General features: G+C 28.8%; 19 protein-coding genes and 1 pseudogene. 12 read left to right on the top strand and 8 right to left on the bottom strand.

Annotation, left to right across the window (positions count from 1 at the left end):
* Nucleotides 1-40: 40 nt before the first annotated feature.
* Nucleotides 41-994: a PhoH family protein gene (locus tag MKD41_RS06325; protein ID WP_240244597.1), complete on the top strand. Its 954-nt coding sequence runs from the start codon at nucleotides 41-43 to the stop codon at nucleotides 992-994.
* A gap of 154 nt (nucleotides 995-1,148) precedes the next feature.
* The gene (locus MKD41_RS06320) at nucleotides 1,149-2,105 is read left to right on the top strand and encodes a phosphoribosylaminoimidazolesuccinocarboxamide synthase (RefSeq protein WP_240244596.1); all 957 of its coding nucleotides are present in this window, start codon (nucleotides 1,149-1,151) and stop codon (nucleotides 2,103-2,105) included.
* 76 nt (nucleotides 2,106-2,181) lie between these two features.
* Here MKD41_RS06320 and MKD41_RS06315 read toward each other — a convergent pair whose 3' ends face one another.
* The 7 genes and pseudogenes from MKD41_RS06315 to aqpZ all read right to left on the bottom strand — a co-directional run.
* Nucleotides 2,182-3,612: a bifunctional metallophosphatase/5'-nucleotidase gene (locus tag MKD41_RS06315; protein ID WP_240244595.1), complete on the bottom strand. Its 1,431-nt coding sequence runs from the start codon at nucleotides 3,610-3,612 to the stop codon at nucleotides 2,182-2,184.
* Between the two features lie 102 nt (nucleotides 3,613-3,714).
* Nucleotides 3,715-4,158, bottom strand: a complete 444-nt coding sequence (locus MKD41_RS06310; RefSeq protein ID WP_240244594.1) for a hypothetical protein — start codon at nucleotides 4,156-4,158, stop codon at nucleotides 3,715-3,717.
* Nucleotides 4,159-4,297: 139 nt separating this feature from the next.
* Nucleotides 4,298-4,735 carry a hypothetical protein gene (locus tag MKD41_RS06305; RefSeq protein ID WP_240244593.1) on the bottom strand — a complete coding sequence of 146 codons (438 nt, stop codon included), beginning with the start codon at nucleotides 4,733-4,735 and terminating at the stop codon, nucleotides 4,298-4,300.
* A gap of 84 nt (nucleotides 4,736-4,819) precedes the next feature.
* Nucleotides 4,820-6,715, bottom strand: coding sequence for a membrane protein insertase YidC (gene yidC, locus MKD41_RS06300; protein WP_240244592.1), 1,896 nt, complete (start codon nucleotides 6,713-6,715; stop codon nucleotides 4,820-4,822).
* 108 nt (nucleotides 6,716-6,823) lie between these two features.
* A complete protein-coding gene (locus MKD41_RS06295; protein ID WP_240244591.1) occupies nucleotides 6,824-8,437 on the bottom strand; it encodes a CTP synthase in 1,614 nt (537 codons plus the stop codon).
* Nucleotides 8,438-8,663: 226 nt separating this feature from the next.
* A complete protein-coding gene (glgP, locus tag MKD41_RS06290; RefSeq protein ID WP_240244590.1) occupies nucleotides 8,664-10,307 on the bottom strand; it encodes an alpha-glucan family phosphorylase in 1,644 nt (547 codons plus the stop codon).
* Nucleotides 10,308-10,605: 298 nt separating this feature from the next.
* Nucleotides 10,606-11,298, bottom strand: a pseudogene (gene aqpZ, locus MKD41_RS06285) (aquaporin Z); the annotation flags it as partial.
* Nucleotides 11,299-11,698: 400 nt separating this feature from the next.
* Here aqpZ and rpmH point away from each other — a divergent pair.
* Nucleotides 11,699-11,860 (top strand): 50S ribosomal protein L34, encoded by a 162-nt coding sequence (gene rpmH / locus MKD41_RS06280; RefSeq protein ID WP_240244588.1) that lies wholly within the window; start codon nucleotides 11,699-11,701, stop codon nucleotides 11,858-11,860.
* Between the two features lie 142 nt (nucleotides 11,861-12,002).
* On the top strand, nucleotides 12,003-14,855 hold the full coding sequence (gene carB / locus MKD41_RS06275; RefSeq protein WP_240244587.1) for a carbamoyl-phosphate synthase large subunit: 2,853 nt from the start codon (nucleotides 12,003-12,005) through the stop codon (nucleotides 14,853-14,855).
* A 73-nt stretch (nucleotides 14,856-14,928) separates the two neighbouring features.
* On the opposite strand, the gene MKD41_RS06270 is transcribed toward carB, so the two are convergent.
* Entirely contained in the window at nucleotides 14,929-15,366 is a 438-nt protein-coding gene (locus MKD41_RS06270; protein WP_240244586.1) for a DUF4405 domain-containing protein, read from the bottom strand.
* Between the two features lie 117 nt (nucleotides 15,367-15,483).
* Here MKD41_RS06270 and MKD41_RS06265 point away from each other — a divergent pair, with 117 nt between their 5' ends.
* From MKD41_RS06265 to MKD41_RS06230, 8 genes are all read left to right on the top strand, one after another.
* On the top strand, nucleotides 15,484-16,383 hold the full coding sequence (locus MKD41_RS06265) for a MerR family transcriptional regulator (RefSeq protein ID WP_240244585.1): 900 nt from the start codon (nucleotides 15,484-15,486) through the stop codon (nucleotides 16,381-16,383).
* Between the two features lie 54 nt (nucleotides 16,384-16,437).
* A complete protein-coding gene (locus MKD41_RS06260) occupies nucleotides 16,438-17,898 on the top strand; it encodes a phytoene desaturase family protein (protein WP_240244584.1) in 1,461 nt (486 codons plus the stop codon).
* Nucleotides 17,899-17,927: 29 nt separating this feature from the next.
* Nucleotides 17,928-18,767 carry a phytoene/squalene synthase family protein gene (locus MKD41_RS06255; RefSeq protein ID WP_240244583.1) on the top strand — a complete coding sequence of 280 codons (840 nt, stop codon included), beginning with the start codon at nucleotides 17,928-17,930 and terminating at the stop codon, nucleotides 18,765-18,767.
* Entirely contained in the window at nucleotides 18,767-19,267 is a 501-nt protein-coding gene (locus MKD41_RS06250) for a hypothetical protein (RefSeq protein WP_240244582.1), read from the top strand. The genes MKD41_RS06255 and MKD41_RS06250 overlap by 1 nt, the downstream gene beginning before the upstream one ends.
* Nucleotides 19,264-19,704: a sterol desaturase family protein gene (locus tag MKD41_RS06245; RefSeq protein ID WP_240244581.1), complete on the top strand. Its 441-nt coding sequence runs from the start codon at nucleotides 19,264-19,266 to the stop codon at nucleotides 19,702-19,704. The genes MKD41_RS06250 and MKD41_RS06245 overlap by 4 nt, the downstream gene beginning before the upstream one ends.
* Nucleotides 19,701-20,393 carry a lycopene cyclase domain-containing protein gene (locus MKD41_RS06240; protein WP_240244580.1) on the top strand — a complete coding sequence of 231 codons (693 nt, stop codon included), beginning with the start codon at nucleotides 19,701-19,703 and terminating at the stop codon, nucleotides 20,391-20,393. Before MKD41_RS06245 ends, MKD41_RS06240 begins: the two co-directional genes overlap by 4 nt.
* 2 nt (nucleotides 20,394-20,395) lie before the next feature.
* Complete coding sequence (locus MKD41_RS06235; RefSeq protein WP_240244579.1) at nucleotides 20,396-21,676, top strand: cryptochrome/photolyase family protein; 1,281 nt, start codon at nucleotides 20,396-20,398, stop codon at nucleotides 21,674-21,676.
* Between the two features lie 118 nt (nucleotides 21,677-21,794).
* A complete protein-coding gene (locus tag MKD41_RS06230; RefSeq protein WP_240245010.1) occupies nucleotides 21,795-22,307 on the top strand; it encodes a glutathione peroxidase in 513 nt (170 codons plus the stop codon).

Genomic DNA, 22,307 nt, shown 5'->3' with positions numbered 1-22,307 from the left:
ATGTACATTTTTATTGAATTAAACTTAACACTTTATACATTTGAACGAACGTATTATTGAATTAACAGAGATAAATCCAAGCGATTTGTTTGGTGCTCAGAACTCAAACGTAGATATTTTACGAAAGTATTATCCAAAACTTAAAATAGTTGCTCGTGGTACTAGCTTAAAAGCTTATGGAGAATCAATTATTTTAGATGAGTTTGAAAAACGGGTAGAAATGCTTATAAAATACTTTAATCGCTATAATAAATTAGACGAAAATAGTATTGAGCGTATATTAACTTCAAATGGAAAAGAGCATAAAAGTTCTAAGTTTTCTGAAGGTGTTTTGGTGCACGGAGTTGGTGGAAAATTAATAAAAGCACAAACAGACAATCAGCGTAAAATGGTTGAGTTTATGGATGTAAATGATATGCTTTTTGCTATTGGTCCGGCAGGTACAGGTAAAACATATACCGCAGTTGCTTTAGCCGTAAAAGCATTGAAAGAAAAGGAAGTAAAACGTATTATTTTAACACGTCCTGCAGTAGAATCTGGTGAGAATTTAGGGTTTTTGCCTGGGGATTTAAAAGAAAAATTAGATCCTTATATGCAACCTTTATACGATGCTTTAAGAGATATGATTCCTTTTGAAAGATTGGACTCTTATATAGAAAAAGGTGTCATTCAAATTGCACCATTGGCGTTTATGCGTGGTAGAACTTTAGACAATGCCTTTGTAATATTAGATGAAGCACAAAACACAACGCATAACCAAATGAAAATGTTTTTAACCAGAATGGGGAAAAATGCTAAATTTGTGGTGAATGGAGACCCTGGTCAAATTGATTTGCCTAGAAGGCAAGTTTCTGGTTTAAAAGAGGCTATGTTAACACTTAAAAATGTAAAAGGAATTGCGTTTGTGCATTTAGATGAAAAAGATGTAATAAGACATAGATTGGTAAAACAAATAATCTCTGCGTATAAAAGTTTGGAAGTCGGGAGGGAGTAATTTTTTGGTTATCAGTTATCAGTTATCAGTTATCAGTTGTATGTGGAAAAACATATTTGAGAGAAATTGATACCAAAAGATACATCTATAATTTTGTGGAATAAGGTAAGTTTTTACAATTAAATAATTAAATCAATAGTTAAACAATAATAAAATGAGCAATACAATTAATAACACAGCATATAATTTTCCTAAACAAAAATCTTTTTATAAAGGAAAAGTTAGAGAAGTTTATAATATTAATGATGAAATTTTAGTGATGATTGCGTCAGATAGACTTTCTGCATTTGATGTTGTAATGCCAAAACAAATTCCATATAAAGGGCAAATATTAAATCAGATTGCTTCAAAAATGATGGACGCAACTAAAGATATTGTACCAAATTGGATTGTTGCAATTCCAGATCCAAATGTAGCTATTGGTCATTTGTGTGAACCTTTTAAAGTGGAAATGGTAATTCGTGGTTATATGTCTGGGCACGCGGCTAGAGAATATAAAGCAGGTAAAAGATTGCTTTGTGGTGTTCCAATGCCTGAAGGAATGAAAGAAAATGATAAATTTCCTGAACCAATAATTACGCCTGCAACCAAAGCAGAAGATGGTGATCACGATGAAGATATTTCAAAAGAAGCAATAATTTCTAAAGGAATAGTTTCAAAAGAAGATTACGAAGTATTGGAAAAATATACACGTACTTTATTTAAACGAGGAACTGAAATTGCTGCCGAAAGAGGTTTAATTTTAGTAGACACAAAATATGAATTTGGAAAAACAAAAGATGGTAAAATTTTATTGATTGATGAAATTCATACACCAGACTCTTCACGTTATTTTTATGCTGAAGGTTATGAAGAAAGACAAAGTAGAGGAGAGGCTCAAAAACAATTGTCTAAAGAATTTGTACGTCAATGGTTAATAGCAAATGATTTTCAAGGTTTAGAAGGACAAAAAGTGCCTGATATGAGTGATGAGAAAATTCAAGAAATATCAGAAAGATATATTGAGTTATATGAAAATATTATAGGAGAAACCTTTGTAAAATCGGATGTAAGTAATATCTCTGAAAGAATTGAACAAAATATTTTAGCTTTTTTAAATAAGAAAAACTAAAAAAAGTTTAGAAAAATATCACTTTAAATATGCTTGAAGTAAGTAGGATTTAGAGTGATATTTTTTTAAGATAGTTTTATTGATATCTAAAGTAACTATCAACCTGCGTATAATTTACTGGAGTACTAGTGCTTTCTAAATAATTTATTAAAATTTCTGCGGTTGTATTTGGTAAAAATGTAGGTGTTTTGGTAAAATAAGTGTCGTAAACGGCAGGAATATAGTCGTTTAAACCAACTGTTAGTATTTCTGTATCATCTAAAACTTGATGATTTTTATTTTTAATAACAATATTGTTATTTTCCTGTTCAATATAAGCGCCTGAATAATATATTGAAGCCTTACTACCTTTTAAAAAGTTTTTTATTTCAGCAACAGTCATTGTATAAGTAACGCTACGATTGCTAAAAGGATCTATACTGTATATTTCACTTTTTATAATATCACCTTCGTTTAAAGTAGCTCTAATACCTCCAGTATTTTGAAAAGTAATATCAACATCCATTTGCATTCTTAACGCATCTGAGTAAAAACTACCTACACTAGATTTATTATGATAAGCTTCAGAATAGCCAATAACATCGTTTAAGTTAGCGTTTATATTGTAGGTGTCAATTAAATCTTTTATAGCACTGTCAAACTCTTGGTAGTTATTTAAATCTATTAAAGTGTAGGATGATTTTACTATTTTTTTATGTTCAATTTCTAATTCTATTTTACCGAGATAATTTAAATTAGATCCAGCTTGGTATATAGGAATATTATTTATTTCTGTATTTAATTTAGAATGTGAATGCCCTCCAATTATTAAATCAAAATACGGATAATTGTTTGCAATATTATAATCTGAAGACTTTCCTAAATGTGTAAGTGCAATAAAAACATCGGCATTTTCGCTTTCTTTAAGCTGAGCATAGTTAGAAATTACATTTTGATATTTTTCAAAAGTTAAATTTTTAACTCGCCAAGGATGTGTAGAAGGTATAATGTCATCTTCTTTTCCGTTGGTTTCTACTAAGCCTAAAAAAGTAACGTTTAAATCATCAATTAAAATGGTTTTATAAGCATTAGGCTGTGGAATTTCACTATTATCCATAGTAACATTAGCACAAATCCATTCAAATTGAGATTGGTTGAATCTATCTTTTAAAATAGATTCTCCATAGTCAAATTCGTGGTTACCAATTACAGAAATATCAAAACCAGTTTTGTTCATTAAATCAATCATTGGAAACCCTTTTTCAGGATGATTATCTACAACAGGATTTCCAGAAAAAATGTCACCACTGCATACTAATAAAACATTTGTTTCTTTTTTAGCTTTGGTTACAATGTCTTTTATTTTAGCAAAATTATTTAATTGTCCGTGTTGGTCGTTTATATGAAATATGGTTAGTTTTTTTAAAGTATTTTCAGGTGTTGTAACAACGGTTTCATTTTCTTTAGAACAAGAAAAAATAAATAAAGTTGCTGCAAAAATTAAAAGATAGTTAAATGTAGCTTTCATAAGTTTTTTTAAAAGAGTTAGCAAATATGATAAATTTTAGCTAATCCTTCAAGTAAAAAGCTTTTAATAAAATGCAAAGATCTTATAAAATAAAAAAAAGAATTATTCGGTAACTTCTTTTTCCATAGTATTAACTATTGTATTTAATTCGTTTATGTTTAAAGGATGTACTATTAGCCAATTAAAAGCTGCGTTATTTGTAGAAAAAACAGAAACTTGTTGTTTAACATCTGATAGTAATGAGTTGTAAATTGTAGTGGTAACTACATGGCTAGGTGTACTTGTAACAAAAGCTACTTTTCTTTCCCCCAATTTAGAGGTATTATTTTTAATAAAATCAACGAATTTTATTAAATCTTCTTCAGGATTTATAAAGATTGTATTTCTAAAATGAATAAAATGATTTAGACCAGTTTTAAAATTTACATCGTTAAATAGTTTCTGCTTAAATTTAATATAAGAATTTACATCTAAACTACCTCCATGGCATTCTAGAATAAGGTTAAGGTCGCTAATAATTCTATAAGTACTTTTTAAAGTAGTCATAAGTTTATATTGGGATTGTGGACAAAAGTAAAAAAAAAGTCCCCTTGCTAAAACAAAAGGACGTAGAACTTAACAAATGGCACGATTTACCATTTAGTTTGCTATTTTACTAGTTTTTTTGTTCTAATATAAGTAGCGGTTAATGATTAAAACATTTTAATTCTTTATATACTTCATCAAGCTCATTTGGAGTTAGATCTATTTTTAACCAATTTATAGCACTTTCATAAGTTGAGAAAATTTCAACAGCTTGATTTAACTCATTTTGTTTCATTTTATACAAAGTGGCAGGAACAATTTGGTTTGGGGTTCTTGTTATAAAAGCTAATTTCTTTTTAACTAAAATTGAGGATAATTTCTTTAAATCAACTACATATTCCTCAATTTCATTAGGTGAAATTTTAAAATCAACATTTTTAAAATTTATAATATAATTTAAATGTTTAGAATATAATGGGTCTTCAATTATTTTAAGTTTAAAGGTACTATAAGAATGAATATCTATTTTTTTTTCATGATACTCAACAATAAGATTGTGGTCTGGTAAAATTTTATAAGAACTCTTTGAAGTAAGCATAAACATTTATTGGGGTTTTAACAAAAGTAAAAAAAAAGTCCCTCTGATAAAACAAAAGGACTTAGATTTTAAAAAAAAGATAATTTATCGTTTCTTTTTTTGGTTTGCTTGCTGTTCTTGCGCTTGTTTCATCGCTTCATTTAAACGTTTTCTAAACTTACCTTCTTTTTTAGGTTTCTTTTTATTTTCTTCAATTTTAGCATGAATTTTTTCTTCATCTATAATATAATTCTTAATAACTAACATAATTGTTATGGTTAATAAGTTAGAAACAAAATAGTATAAACTTAAACTACTAGCATACATATTAAAGAAAATTAACATCATAATAGGAGATAGGTACATCATCATTTTCATCATTTTTTGCATATCAGGCATACCTTCTTGTGCAGGTTGCTGCATATTCATTTGTTGACTTTGACTCATTCTCATATAAAAGAAAATTGCTACAGATGCTAATATTGGAAATAAACTAATGTGCGATCCATACATTGGTATATGAAATGGAAGTTCAAACACAGAATCGTAAGATGATAAATCGTCTGCCCATAAAAATCCTTTCTGACGTAAATCTATATTAGATGGGAAAAATCTAAACAATGCAAAGAATACAGGCATTTGTAATAAGGCAGGAATACAACCCGACAGCGGACTAACACCGGCTTTGCTTTGTACAGCCATTGTTTCTTGTTGACGTTTCATGGCGTTTTCTTTACCAGGTAAACGCTTGTTAATTTCTTCCATTTCAGGTTTTAAAACCTTCATTTTTGCACTAGATAGGTATGATTTATAAACTAATGGCGACATAATAATTCTAACAACAATGGTTAGTAATATTATAATAATACCATAGTTACCAATAAAACCTTGTAAGAAATTAAATACAGGTACAAAAATTAAACGGTTTATATAACCAAAAATTCCCCAACCTAAATTTACAATTTCTTTAATATTTCTATCGTATTTTTTTAGAATTTGGTAATCGTTTGGTCCAATATACCAATCCATATTGTAATTAAATTCTCCAGCTTCTAATTTTAAAGGCGTTTTTAAAGCAAATGCTTTTGTAAAAACGGTATCAATTTCTTCATCTTTGGTTAATGTAGCAGTAGTTAATTTTGCATTGTCAAATGCTTTGTCAGTTATTAATATTGCTGAAAAAAAATGTTGTTTAAAGCCCACCCAGTTTACGTCAGATTCTTCAGCATCATCTTCACCACTTATAGATAGGTAATCTATATCTTCATTTTCTTTTTCATAATACATTTGCGTTTGTTGATTTTCGTAACGAATACTTTTTTCGTTACTAAACCCATCTAAACTCCAATCTAAAGTAATTTGTTGTGCTGAATTTAAAGAAGTGCTTAAACCTTGAGATTTAATATTGAAATCAACCATATATTCATCTGGTTTAATTTCATATCTATATTCTAAATATTTAGAGTCTGAAACTTTTAATTTCATTGAGAGTACTTCATTAGAACCATTTTTTGTTAAGGTTGGTTCAAACATTAAATCTTTTGTATTTAATGTTCTGTTTTCTGAAGTTCCAAAATTAATATTAAATGAAGCGTTTTGATCTTTTATAATGTATAGAGGTAGCGAATCGTAAGTAACATAATTTTTAAGTAATGCTTCTTTAATTTGTCCACCTTTATTTGAAATTGTTAATTTAAGAACATTGTTTTCTAGAATGGTTTCACCGTCTGAAATGGCTGTAGAATATCCAAAACTTCCTAATTCACTTTTTGCTCTTGCTATTGCTAAAGAATCTGTGCCTTGTAGTACATTTTTGTTAGTAGTATTAAAATTAGCAGTATTTGTAGCTGCCTCTGTAGCTTCAACTTTTTCTATGGCTGCTTTTTCTTCTGCAGCTATTTCTTCTGGAGTTGGCTGGTTACTCCACATCCACCATAACATAATTGCTCCAAGAAGCACAAAACCTATAAGTGAATTAAAATCGAATTTTTTTTCTTCCATATCTATAATTAAATGTCAATTTGTCATTAGCTTTTTAAAAAAAATCAAAAAGCCCGACAAAAGTACTAAAAGTAACGTTAATAATTGGTTTTTGTTAATTATTCTATATTAGTTCAAAGAATGTTCCAAAGCCGCTTTTATAAAATCTATAAATAAAGGGTGTGGATTTAATACGGTACTTTTATACTCTGGATGGTATTGTACTCCAATAAACCAAGGATGTGAAGGAATTTCAATAACTTCAACCAAATTTGTTTTTGGATTTGTACCAGTGGCAACCATTCCAGCAGCTTCAATTTGCTTTAAATAAGAATCGTTAAACTCGTATCTATGGCGGTGACGTTCGCTAATTAATTCTTTTTTATAGATGTTTTTTATTTTTGTACCTTCTTTTAATGTACAATCCCAAGCTCCTAAACGCATAGTTCCACCATAATCTGTTATGCTTTTTTGTTCTTCCATAATATCAATTACAGGATTTGGAGTTTCACTATCCATTTCAACAGAGTTGGCATCTTTTATACCTAAAACATTTCTTGAAAATTCAATAACTGCCATTTGCATACCTAAGCAAATTCCTAAGAAAGGTATTTTGTTTTCTCTAGCATAACGAACGGCATCAACTTTACCTTCAATACCTCGTTCACCAAAACCAGGAGCAACTAAAATTCCGTTTAAATTTTTCAATAAATTTGGAACGTTTTCAATGGTTAAGTCCTCAGAGTGAATCCAGTTAATATTTACCTGGATTTCGTTTTGAGCACCTGCATGAATAAATGCTTCAGTAATAGATTTGTAAGCGTCGTGTAATTCAACATATTTACCAATAAGTCCAATTTCAACAGTATGCTTTGGATTTTTAAATTTCTTTAAAAAGGCATTCCATATATTTAAATCAGATTGTTTATCGTCTGGTAAATGTAGTTTTTTAAGTACTACTTTGTCTAAACCTTCTTCTAACATTAAGTTTGGAACGTCGTAAATAGTTTCTGCATCTATAGATTGAATAACATCTTCTTTTTTTACGTTGCAGAACAATGCTAATTTACTTTTTATAGATTCTGAAATATCATGTTCAGTTCTACAAACTAAAATATCAGGACTAACACCACTTTGCATTAACATTTTAACAGAATGCTGTGTTGGTTTTGTTTTTAATTCACCTGCAGCAGCTAAATAAGGAACAAGTGTTAAATGAATAACAATGGCGTTTTCGTGGCCTAATTCCCATAATAATTGACGTACAGATTCTACATAAGGTAAAGATTCAATATCGCCAACAGTACCTCCAATTTCGGTAATTACTATATCATAATCTCCAGTATTTCCTAAAATTTGGATTCTGTGTTTAATTTCGTCTGTAATATGTGGAATTACTTGTACAGTTTTACCTAAAAACTCACCTTTTCGTTCTTTATTTATTACAGATTGGTAAATTCTACCTGTAGTAACATTGTTAGATTGAGAAGTAGGAATGTTTAAAAAACGCTCGTAGTGTCCTAAATCTAAATCTGTTTCAGCTCCATCGTCAGTTACATAGCATTCGCCATGTTCGTATGGGTTTAATGTACCAGGATCTATATTAATGTATGGGTCAAGTTTTTGAATGGTAACAGAATAGCCTCTTGATTGTAATAATTTTGCTAAAGAAGCTGCAATAATTCCTTTTCCAAGTGAAGAAGTTACGCCTCCTGTTACAAAAACATATTTGGTGTTTTTCATTGTTCTTAGGTTTGGGCAAAAGTACTAACTCTATTTTAGTTTACAAAAGGTAAATGGGAAAAAAAGTTAGAAACTTATATCAGGTATTAAGTATTAGGTATCTACTATTTAGTATTGTGTATTTTAAGTAAAAATACGAGGTATTTTATTTAAAACACAAAAGAGACTGTCTAAAAAATTAAATTTTTAGACAGTCTCTTAAAAAGTTTTAAAAGCTTAACTACAATTAACTATATAGTTTTTCGTAGTATTCTTTAGCCATTCTGTTACTTGTAAATTCAGGAATTACATCTCCAATACTATTAAATACAATTTCTTGCCATTTTTTTGGCTCGTCATAATATGTAGGTAGTACTTTGTTTTCAAGTATATCAAAAAGGTTAGCACAATCTTCTTCGTCTTGTTCCCAAACAGGTTTTTTATAATCTAATTCAGGTAATACAAAGCAGTTTTTGCCATTTTTTTCAAATTCAGGAATCCAACCATCGTTAATTGAAACATTTACAGAACCGTTAAAAGCAGCAGTCATACCACTTGTTCCAGAAGCTTCGCGTGTAATTCTTGGAGTGTTTAACCAAATATCTGAACCACATTTAAGTTCTTTAGAAAGATCAATTTCATAACCTGTTAAAACGGCTAAATTTTTTCTGTTTTTTGAAAAGTTTACTAAATGATTGAAGATATCAATTGCGTAGTAATCTTTTGGATAAGGTTTACCAGCCCAAATTATTTGTACAGGATATTTATCGTTAGAAAGTAATTTTTCAAAACGTTTAAGATCATATAAAAAGATGTCAGCTCTTTTGTAGCCAGCAAAACGTCTAGCCCAAACAATTGTTAGTACATTTGGGTCAAATCTTTTTTGAGTTTGATTTAAAACAATATCAAATAATTCATTTTTAAGTGTTGTTTTACGAGCCTTAAATTTTTTAGCACTTTTCTTTTGAAAAGCATTCTTTATTTCTTCGTCTTGCCAAAATTTTTGATTTTGGGCATTAGTTATTGGAATAATTTTGCTAATTCCTTTATAACCTTTCCACATATCATTAGAAACAACAGCGTGTAGTTTAGATACTGCGTTAGATTTATTAGCCATTCTTAGGGCAGAAACAGTATAATTAATCATACCATCATTTACCATTTCAGTTCTTAATTCTTCTTCAGAAAGTGTTCTCCCAAAAAATCCACATCTATTTAAGTGTCTTGCATCACGTTCTTCATTTCCTGCTTTTTCAGGAGTGTGAGTTGTAAAAGCAAATTGTTCTTTTTTAACACCTCTATCTCTTAAATAATAGAAAGCAGGTAGTGCGTGTCCTTCGTTTAAGTGGTACATATCTGCACCTCCTAATGCTTCAACTACTTTTGCTCCACCAATACCTAAAATAATACTTTGAGAAACTCTAGTTAGTTCGTTAGAATCGTATAGGTGATTTGTAATGGTTTTAGATAGGTGATCATTTCCTTCAATATCTGTACTTAAAAGATACATTGGTACACAACCAAAAATTTCTGGTTTTAAGATGTAAGCTCTAACTTTTACTCCTGGATTATCGTGAAGAGGTACTTCAACTTCAATTCCAGTATCTTCTAAAAAGTTATATGTTTTTTCTATATAATCTGTTCTTAATGTTCTGTCTTCGTTTCTTCCTTGATCGTAATAACCGTATTTCCACAGCATTCCAATACCTATCATGTTTTGTTTAAGTTCAAATGCAGAACGCATATGTGAACCTGCTAAAAAACCTAGACCACCAGAGTATATTTTTAAAGCTTGGTGAATACCAAACTCCATACTAAAATATGCTACTTTTTTATCATATTTTTTAGCTGGCTTGTATGAGTGATGCCATTTGCTATATTCATTAACCATAATTCTTTAATTTTTAGAAATTTTATCGCAAAAATAAGTATTTAAATCATTTATAATATGTGCTATATTACCCCATTTATGTTTAAGTTAGTGGTCTTTAGAGTTTTTTTGTCGGATATTGTTCTGTTGGGTTAATTTTGAATATAATTTGTTTGTTTTGAAGTTTTTTTTATAATTTAAATGAATATATTGCACTGATAATGTGTGTTTTATGTTTTTTAAATAAAAAAGCTATGCTGTTATTGATTAATTTATCAATATTTAAGCATAGCTTTTAAATATATAAGGTGTTAGTAGTTTACTCTTTTGTCTCTGGAGAGATAAATTTATAAATTAACCCTGCTAGAATTGCACCTGCAATTGGTGCTAGCCAGAATAACCATAGTTGACTTAAAGCCCAGTCGCCAACAAAAATTGCTTGACTTGTACTTCTTGCTGGGTTTACAGAAGTATTTGTAATAGGTATACTAATTAAGTGAATAAGTGTTAGTCCTAAACCAATTGCCAATCCAGCTAAATATTTTGGAGCTTTAGAGTGTGTTGCGCCTAAAATAATTATTAAAAACATAAAAGTCATAACTATTTCTGTAATAAGAGCGGCTTGTAAACTATAACCACCAGGAGAATGCTCTCCATATCCGTTTGCGGCAAATCCACCAATTTCAAAACCTGGTTTTCCAGATAAGATTAAGTAAATAATACCAGCACCTGCAATACCACCTAATACTTGTGCGGCAATATAAGGTAATAAGTCTTTTTTGTCGAAACGACCTCCAGCCCATAAGCCGATAGAAACCGCTGGATTTAAATGGCAACCAGAAATATGTCCAATGGCATAAGCCATAGTTACTACTGTTAAACCAAATGCTAAGGCTACGCCTGTAAACCCAATTCCTAAATCTGGAAATGCAGCTGCAAAAACTGCACTACCACAACCGCCCAGCACTAACCAAGCTGTACCAATAAATTCTGCTACTAATTTTTTCATAAATAATAAAGTTTTAAATTAATTGGGTTAGTAATTCAAATATAAACTATTTATTTAAAAAAAACTTAAAAGAAGTTTTAAAATGTAATTAAAAAACTTTCTTAAAAAGAGGAGTTGTTTTAGAATTTTTATGATTCTTTTCAAAAAAAGTGTTTCTTACAAAGCTAAATGTTTAGTTTTTCTTTAAAAGTCAGTATTTTTTATAATATTTAGAATATGTAGAAAGCCTATATTTATTACCTTGAGAAGCTGTGAGATTTACTAATGAATATTATTTTTTATTTTTTTTAAAAATCTGTTTGTCAAATATAAAAGGATTTGTATATTTGCCAACGCTTTCAAGGAGACATCTTCTAAAAGTAAATTAAGAAAAAAAGAAACACGATTTTTAAAGATATTTGTAATGAGTAAAAGAACATTTCAGCCTTCAAAGAGAAAGAAAAGAAACAAACATGGTTTTAGAGAGCGTATGGCATCTGCAACTGGTAGAAAAGTTTTAGCAAGAAGAAGAGCTAAAGGAAGAAAAAGATTAAGTGTTTCTTCTGATTCAAGACCAAAAAAATAATGAAACAATAGTTTTATATATGAGGTGTTACTTTTTTTTAGTAACACCTTTTTTTATGACCTTTTGATAAGTTTTGAAAACTATTTTTTTATAAAAAATGAATTTATTAGATATTTACCAAATTATTAATTAATATTACCAAATGCCAAAAAATACAAACATTAAATCAATTTTAATTATTGGGTCTGGACCAATAATTATAGGCCAAGCGTGTGAATTTGATTACTCTGGTTCACAAGCAATTAGATCATTAAAAGAAGAAGGGATTGAAGTTACCTTAATAAATTCAAATCCGGCTACAATTATGACAGATCCTTCTTTAGCCGATAATGTTTATTTAAAACCATTAACTACAAAATCTATTATAGAAATTTTAAAAATACATCCAAATATAGATGCTGTTTTGCCAACAATGGGTGGACAAACGGCATTAAATTTATGTATTGAAGCTGATGAAAAAGGTATTTGGGAAGATTTTAATGTTGAATTAATTGGTGTTGATATTGATGCTATTAATATTACTGAAGATAGAGAGCAATTTAGAAAATTAATGATTGAGATTGGAGTAGGACAAGCGCCTTCTACAACTGCAACATCTTTTTTAAAAGGTAAAGAAATTGCTCAAGAATATGGGTTTCCTTTAGTAATTCGTCCGTCATTTACTTTAGGAGGTTTTGGAGCTTCAATAGTATATGACAAAGAAGATTTTGACGATTTATTAAGTAGAGGTTTAGAAGCTTCACCAATTCATGAAGTTATTATTGATAAAGCTTTGTTGGGTTGGAAAGAATATGAGTTAGAATTGTTGAGAGATAGAAATGATAATGTAGTAATTATATGTACTATTGAAAATATGGATCCAATGGGAATTCATACTGGAGATTCAATTACTGTTGCACCAGCAATGACATTAAGTGATAAAACTTTTCAGAAAATGCGTGATATGGCAATACATATGATGCGTTCAATTGGAGATTTTGCTGGCGGTTGTAATGTGCAGTTTGCTGTAAGTCCAGATGAAAAAGAAGATATTATTGCAATTGAAATCAATCCACGTGTTTCACGTTCATCTGCATTGGCATCAAAAGCAACAGGATATCCTATTGCAAAAATAGCTGCTAAATTAGCAATTGGTTATCATTTAGATGAATTAGACAATCAAATAACCAAAACAACTTCCGCTTTATTTGAGCCAACATTAGATTATGTAATTGTAAAAATACCACGTTGGAATTTTGATAAGTTTGAAGGAAGTGATAGAACTTTAGGTTTACAAATGAAGTCTGTTGGAGAGGTAATGGGTATTGGGCGTTCGTTTCAAGAAGCATTGCATAAAGCTACACAGTCATTAGAAATTAAACGTAATGGTTTAGGTGCAGATGGTAAAGGTGAAAAAAGTTATGATGCTATTATTAAGAAATTAACCAAAGCAAGTTGGGATAGAGTTTTTGTAATTTATGATGCAATTCAAATGGGAATTCCATTAAGTAGAATTCATGAAATCACAAAAATTGATTATTGGTATTTAAAGCAATACGAAGAATTATTAGCGTTAGAAAACGAAATTTCAACAAATAAATTAGCAACATTATCTTATGAATTATTGTTAGAAGCAAAACAAAAAGGTTTTGCAGATAGGCAAATAGCACATATGTTAGGTTGTTTAGAAAGTGAAGTAAAAGCGAAGCGAACCGAGTTACATATTAATCGTGTTTACAAATTGGTTGATACTTGTGCTGCAGAATTTAGTGCACAAACTCCTTATTATTACTCTACTTTCGAAAACAAGATGATTTCTCCAGAAGGAGTTAAAAAAGCAGATAATGAAAGTGTTGTAACAGATAAAAAGAAGATAATAGTACTGGGTTCTGGACCGAATAGAATTGGACAGGGAATTGAATTTGATTATTGTTGTGTACACGGAGTATTAGCTGCTAAAGAAGCTGGTTACGAAACAATTATGATTAACTGTAATCCAGAAACTGTTTCAACAGATTTTGATACTGCAGATAAATTATACTTTGAGCCAGTATTTTGGGAACATATTTATGATATAATTGAGCACGAAAAACCTGAAGGTGTAATTGTGCAATTAGGTGGACAAACAGCATTAAAACTTGCTGAGAAATTAGAAAAATGGGGTGTAAAAATTATAGGAACTAGTTTTGAAGCTTTAGATTTAGCTGAGGATAGAAAGCGTTTTTCTGAATTATTAGTTGATTTAGATATTCCTTTCCCTAAATATGGAACTGCAAATACTGCAGATGAAGCCTCTGCAATTGCTGATAATTTAGATTTTCCAATTTTAGTGCGTCCTTCTTATGTATTAGGTGGTCAAGGAATGAAAATTGTAATTAATAAAGAAGAATTAGAGAAACATGTTGTGTCTTTATTAAGAAGTATTCCTAATAATATGTTGTTGTTAGATCATTATTTAGATGGAGCGGTTGAAGCTGAAGCAGATGCTATTTGTGATGGTGAAGATGTATACATTATCGGTATTATGGAACATATTGAACCTTGTGGAGTGCATTCAGGAGATTCAAATGCCACTTTGCCACCATTTAATTTGGGTGAATTTGTAATGCAACAAATTAAAGATCATACTAAAAAAATAGCGCTAGCCTTAAAAACTGTTGGGCTAATAAATATTCAGTTCGCAGTAAAAGATGATATTGTTTATATAATTGAAGCAAATCCTAGAGCCTCTAGAACAGTGCCATTTATAGCAAAAGCTTATCAAGAACCTTATGTAAATTATGCTACAAAAGTAATGTTGGGTGATAAAAAAGTAAAAGATTTTAATTTTAATCCTAAATTAGAAGGTTTTGCTATAAAACAACCAGTATTTTCATTTAATAAATTCCCTAATGTAGATAAAAAATTAGGACCTGAAATGAAATCTACAGGTGAAAGTATTTTGTTTATTGATAGTTTAAAAGACGATCAATTTTATGAATTATATTCTCGTAGAAAAATGTATTTAAATAAATAGATTATCTATAAATAATAATTTAAAAAAGTCTTTACTTCTTGTAAGTAAAGGCTTTTTTTGTACAATAGATTTATTAATTATTTCGTTTTTGATGTAAATGTAACCTTTCAGTTTTAGTGTTGTTATTCAATCTAGTTGTATCAACATTTGCAATAAAAGGAATTATAATAATTAAAAAACAAATAGTAATGAAAGAAAATATGATAAGTTTAGTAGTTGGTTTTTTTTGACTTAATTTTTTATAAACACTAACAATAATTTTCCAGTGTAAAATAATATGGAGTAGGAGAAGCCCAATTAAAATATATCCAATTATAAGGTGAATTTCTCCCCAATCATGTCTGTCCATTCCAAATAAAGAAAGGTGAACTTTATTTCCGTATTTAACCATTTGTTCTTGTCCAGAAGCGAGTCTGTATTTAATTAGTAAACCAGTGCTTGCAACTGCGGATAAACAAAAAAACATTAAAGCGTTGATGATAAAATTTACTGTAGGTTTTTTAATTTTCATAATTATAGTATTTAAAACAATAATTTGACATTGATAAAGTAAAATGGTTTAATCTAAAGCGATGTTTTGTTTTAATAAATTTAAGGTGTATATTTGTTTAAACAAAAGGAAATTACATTGAACAATATTAAATCAGAATTTACAATTAAAGATCTTGAGAACTTCTCAGGAATTAAAGCGCATACTATTAGAATTTGGGAAAAAAGATATAACATTCTAAAGCCAAATAGAACAGAATCTAATATTCGATATTATAATATTAATAATTTGCAGAAGTTGTTAAATGTTGCGCTTTTAAATGCAAATGGATTAAAAATTTCTAAAATAGCTGAATTACCTGAATCTAAACTTAATGCAAGTGTACGTGAGTTAGTGGCTAAAAATGGTGTTGATACACAGGCTTCAAATTCATTAAAACTGGCAATGCTTAATTTTGATGAAAATTTATTTAATGTTACTTATAACAATTTAATAGCGCAATCTTCATTAAGAACTGTTTTTAAAGATGTATTTCTTCCTTTTTTAAATGAAATTGGTCTTTTATGGCAAGTAAATTCTATTACTCCTGCGCATGAACATTTTATTTCAAACCTTGTAAAACAAAAAATACATATTAATATTGAGAGATTGCAGTTGTCGTCACCTACCAATTATGATAAAATATTTGTGTTATACCTTCCAATGAATGAAATTCATGAATTGGGATTGTTGTATTTGCATTTCGAGTTATTATTGCATGGGTATCAATCAATTTATTTAGGGCAAAGTGTGCCTATTGCTAATTTAAATGATGTTCAAAAGGTGTATAATAATATATGTTTTATTAGTTATTTAACAGTAGAACCTTCTAAAACTTCAATAAAAGAATATGTTGATGAGGTGAAAGACACCGTTTTGTTAGATACTGATAGTGAGCTTTGGTTGTTAGGGAGAAAATTAAATGAATTTGAAGAGAAAATAAAATTTTTAAATGTAAAAACCTTTGAATCTATCGATTTTTTGTTAAAAGAATTATAAAAAATAGTAAACAAACTTGATTTTGTTTAATAAATACGTATATTTGTTAAACAAATGAGAGATATATTAATAATAGGTTCAGGGTTTTCATCACTATCTTCCGCTTGCTATCTAGCAAAAGCGGGTTATAATGTTACTATTCTAGAGAAAAATACCTCAGTAGGAGGTAGAGCAAGAAAATTTGAAAAAGATGGTTTTAAATTTGATATGGGACCAACTTGGTATTGGATGCCAGATGTTTTTGAGAAATTTTTTAAAGATTTTGATAAAAAACCGTCAGATTTTTACCAGTTAGAAAAATTAAGTCCGGCTTACCAAGTGTATTTTGGTAAAGAGGATTCGATCACCGTTCCAGGTACATTAAATGAAATATTTGATGTTTTTGAAAAGGAAGAGCCAGGGAGTTCTAAGCATTTGAAATCCTTTTTAGATTCAGCAAAATTTAATTATGAAGTTGCTATTAACGACTTGGTATATAAACCAGGGGAGTCGATTACAGAGTTGATAAATTTTACAACTTTAACAAAAGCGAATCAGTTTTTTACATCTATAAGTTCAGCTGTTCGAAAAAAAATTAAAAGTTCTAAGCTTCAACAAATATTAGAGTTTCCGGTATTGTTTTTAGGGGCAAAACCTTCAAATACACCAAGTTTCTATAATTTTATGAATTATGCTGATTTTGGTTTAGGTACTTGGCATCCAAAAGGAGGTATGTATGAGGTTGTAAATGGTTTTGTAAAATTAGCCAAAGATTTAGGAGTGAAAATTTTTACAGACCAAAATGTTGAAAAAATTGTAGTTGAAAAAGGTGAAATTAAAGGGGTTGTTTCTAATGGGTATTTTATTAAATCCGATATAGTAATTAGTGGTGCAGACTACCATCATACCGAAACATTATTAGATGCGAACTATAGAGTGTATTCAGAGAAATTTTGGAATAAAAAAACATTTGCACCTTCAGCATTGCTATTTTACGTTGGTTTTAATAAAAAAATTAAAAATGTAGCACATCATACATTATTTTTCGATACAAGTTTTGATGTACATGCAGAAGATATTTATGATACGCCAAAATGGCCAAAAGATCCACTTTTTTATGCTAGTTTTTCAAGTATAACGGATGCTAGTTTTGCTCCAGATTCAAAAGAGGCTGCAACTTTTTTAATTCCGATAGCTCCTGGGTTAACCGATGTTCCTGAAGTTCGTGAAGAATATTTTTTAAAGATTATGGAACGTCTAGAACATCTAACAGGACAAGATTTAAAAGATCAAGTGTTATTTAAAGAATCGTATTGTGTTAACGATTTTGTTTCTGACTATAATTCGTACAAAGGAAATGCGTATGGCTTGGCAAATACGCTATTTCAAACTGCATTTTTAAGACCAAAAATTAAAAGTAAAAAAGTTGAAAATTTATTTTTTACAGGTCAGTTAACAGTTCCTGGTCCTGGAGTTCCACCAGCTATAATTTCTGGGAAAATTGTTTCAGATATGGTAATAAATACTTCAAAATAAAACTACTACTAACTAAAAAAATAATAAAAATGAAACGATTATATGATGAAACATCATTTAAATGCAGTAAAATTGTTACTAAAAATTACAGTACTTCATTTTCACTAGCAGTTTATATGTTGTCGCCTAAAATTAGAGAGGCAATTTATAGTATTTATGCATTTGTTCGTTTTGCAGATGAAATTGTAGATTCTTTTCACACTTATGAAAAAGAGGTTTTATTAAATGAGTTTGAAGCAGATTATTACAAGGCACATAAGTATGATATTAGTTTAAATCCAATTTTAAACAGTTTTCAACAAACAGTAAAAAAATACAATATTACAGACGACTTAATCCAGTCATTTTTAAAGAGTATGAAAGCAGATTTAAATAAAGAAATGTATAATACAGTAGAAGAGTATACTAATTATATTTATGGTTCTGCCGATGTTGTTGGTTTAATGTGTTTAAAGGTTTTTGTAAATGGTGATACTGAAAAATACGATGAATTAAAATTTTCTGCAATGAAATTGGGTTCAGCTTTTCAAAAGGTTAATTTTTTGCGTGATTTAAAAGATGATTTTGAGTTATTAAATCGGTCTTATTTTCCTGGTGTAAATTTAAAAGAGTTAACTACCGAAGAAAAAACCGAAATTATATTAGATGTTGAAGCGGATTTTAAAGATGCTTTAGAAGGTATAAAAAAATTACCATTAGAGGCAAAATTTGGAGTGTATACAGCTTATGTGTACTACAAAAGGTTATTAAATAAATTAAATGATACTCCTTCAAAAGAAATTTTAAACACGCGAATTCGTGTTTCTAATCCTTTAAAATTGAGTTTATTGGCTAAATCTTTTGTTGTTTATAAATTAAATTTACTATAATGAAATATCTAGGGTTAATTGTGTTTTTTTTAATTTCATTCAATACGGAGTCTCCGCTTGAAGAAGTTAGATATCAATTTCCAAATATTGAGTCTTTAGAGCAAGCAGATAAATTTAGAGTTAGCTTAAAAAGTGATAATTCAGCTGAAACTAAAGGTTATTATGCCGCTATGGTTTTAATGAAATCACGTTTTGCTAAAAGCCCGTTTTCGAAGTATAAATTTTTTAAACAAGGAAAAAAACAACTAGATAAAGCTATTTCTGAAAATACAGCTGTAGTAGAAATTAGATACATACGTTTTTTAATGCAAAAGCAAATACCTAGTTTTTTAGGTTACAATAAAAATATTGAAGAAGATTTTAATTTTATTTTAACTCAGTTAATAGGTGCCGATTTAGCTGTTAGCTTTAAGATTAAAATGTTAAAAACGATGTTGTTAGTAAATGATTTAACTGAAGTAGAAAAAAATAAAATCAATCAAATATTAAATAAAATATGATATTTCCATTAATTACAATAGTTACTTTTTTATTGATGGAATGTGTTACTTGGTTAACGCATAAATATGTTATGCATGGATTTTTGTGGTATTTGCACGAAGATCATCACCAACCAAGATATCAAAATTGGTTTGAGAGAAATGATGTGTTTTTTGTAATTTTTGCAATTCCAAGTATTGCATTATTTTATTTTGGAGTAGAAGGAGGTTTAAACTATATGTTTTTTATTGGTTTAGGTATTTTATTGTATGGAATAGCTTATTTTTTAGTACACGATGTTTTAATTCACAAGCGTTTTAAATGGTTTAATAAAACCACTAATAAGTATTTAATTGGTTTGCGAAAAGCCCATAAAATGCATCATAAACATTTAGGAAAAGAAAAAGGTGAATGTTTTGGAATGTTGTTTGTTCCTTTTAAATACTATAAAATATGAGTTCTTTGTACCTTATAATTAATATAGCTTCCTTTTCGGTGCCATTTTTGTATAGTTTTCAAAAGAAAATGAGGTTTATACAATATTGGAAGTCTGTGTTTTTGGCAATATTAATTGTTGCAATTCCATTTTTAATATGGGATATTTGGTTTACAAATATTGGTGTTTGGGGATTTAATCCAACCTATTTATTAGGACCAACCATTTTTAATCTACCTTTAGAAGAGGTGTTGTTCTTTTTTTGTATTCCATATGCAAGTATTTTTACGCATTACGCATTGTTACATTTTTTTCCAAAGTTGGCATTTTCAAAAAAAACGACTAAATATATAACAATAGTGTTGTTGCTAATAGCTATTTCTATTGTGATTTTTAATTACGATAAATGGTATACATTAATAAACTTTTCGGTATTTTCAGTACTTTTATGTTATGCATTACTGGGTAAGGATACTAATTTAAATTCATTTTATATAACATTTTTAGTTGTACTAATTCCGTTTTTTATAGTTAATGGTCTATTAACTGGTAGTTTTATAGAAGAGCAAGTTGTATGGTATAACAATTTAGAGAATTTAGGAATTAGAATTGGAACTGTTCCGCTAGAAGACGCTTTTTACGCATTTAGTATGTTGTATACAGCTGTAATTTTGATTGAAAAATTTAAACTAAAAATTGATAAAAAGTAACAATGGATAAACAAGAAATTTCAGTTTTTTGGTTTCGAAGAGATTTAAGACTGCATGATAATTCTGCATTGTATTACGCATTGAATTCTAAATATCCAGTATTACCAATTTTTATTTTTGATCAAGCTATTTTAAATGAATTGCCAAAAGATGATGCTAGAGTTAATTTTATTCATGATACTTTAAGTAAAATAAATACTGAATTAGTAGAGAGTAAATCGTCGTTATGCATTAAAAAAGGAGAAGTTCTTGATGTTTGGAAAGCACTTTTGAATGAATTCAACATAAAAAAAGTTTTTTTCAATAAAGATTATGAGCCTTATGCAGCTAAAAGAGATGCTGAAATAAGAAATTTATGTGTTAAAAATAATATTGAAGTACATTCGTATAAAGATCAAGTTATTTTTGAAGCAGATGAGCTTGTAAAAGCTGATGGAAAACCCTATACAGTTTACACGCCTTATAAAAATAAATGGTGGGATTTATATAATTCTCAAAAATTAAATTTATTTCCTTCTGAAGAATTTAAAGAAAATTTTATAAATGACAGTTTTAATTTTCCTTCATTAAAAGATATTGGCTTTACTGAAAGTAATATAAAAGTAAGATCAATAAATAAAAATGCAATTTTAGATTATCAAAATTTTAGGGATTTGCCGAGTGTTAATACTTCAAATAATTCTGTTTATTTAAGGTTCGGACTTATAAGCACGCGTAAATTATTTAAATATGCGCAATCTAAAAACGAAACGTATTGTAACGAGCTTATTTGGAGGGAGTTTTTTATGCAAATTCTGCATCATTTTCCAAAAGTTGTCAATGAAAATTTTAAAGCGAAGTATAATTTTATTCCTTGGAGAAATAATGAGGAAGAGTTTAAAATGTGGTGCGAGGGAAACACAGGCTATCCAATTGTAGATGCTGGTATGCGAGAATTAAATAAAACAGGGTATATGCATAATCGCGTACGAATGATAGTTGCTAGTTTTTTAAATAAGCACTTATTAATAGATTGGCGTTGGGGAGAAGCGTATTTTGCTGAAAAATTATTAGATTATGATTTAGCTGCTAATAATGGAAATTGGCAGTGGGTTGCTGGTACAGGTTGTGATTCTGCACCTTATTTTAGAGTTTTTAATCCAACAACACAACAGCAAAAATTTGACCCAGATTTTAAATACATCAAAAAATGGAATTTAAATTATAAAAACATTCCTGAAATTGTAGAACATAAATTTGCGCGTGTACGTTATTTAGAAACGGTGAAGTCAGCTTTAATATAAATGTAATTAGGCTTCAAATAAATTAAAAAAGATTAAATTTAAAAATAAATTATAATAACAAATTAAAATAATGAAAATAACAGGTGTAATAATTAGTGTAATACTTTCGGTATTTTTTATGAAAGAAACAAACTTAACTAAAATGGAAAAAAATCAACAAGCGTCTTTATACAACATTTCAATTAATAGTATTGATGGAGAAGCAATAAATTTAGAAGATTTTAAGGGAAAAAAGATATTGTTTGTAAACACAGCGTCAGAATGTGGTTTTACAGGGCAGTATGAAGATTTAGAAAAATTGTATACAACCTATAAAGATAAGTTAGTGGTAATTGGAGTTCCTTGTAATCAGTTTGGTGGACAAGAACCAGGTACTCTTACGGAGATTAAATCTTTTTGTGAAGTTAATTATGGAGTTACTTTTTTAATGACAGAAAAAGTTAATGTTAAGGGAGAGAATCAACATCCATTATACGCTTGGTTAACTAAAAAAGAACTAAATGGCGTTAAAAGTTCTTCAGTAAAGTGGAATTTTCAAAAGTATTTAGTTGATGAAGAAGGAAATTATATCGATTTTTATTATTCAATGACAAAACCATTGAGTTCAAAAATAACAAATCATTTAAAATAA

Origin of the sequence: Lutibacter sp. A64 (assembly GCF_022429565.1) — a bacterium.
In the GTDB taxonomy this organism is placed as follows: Bacteria; Bacteroidota; Bacteroidia; order Flavobacteriales; family Flavobacteriaceae; genus Lutibacter.
The sequence above is the reverse complement of the archived record's forward strand: the minus strand, read 5'-3'. Positions and strand labels throughout refer to the sequence as shown.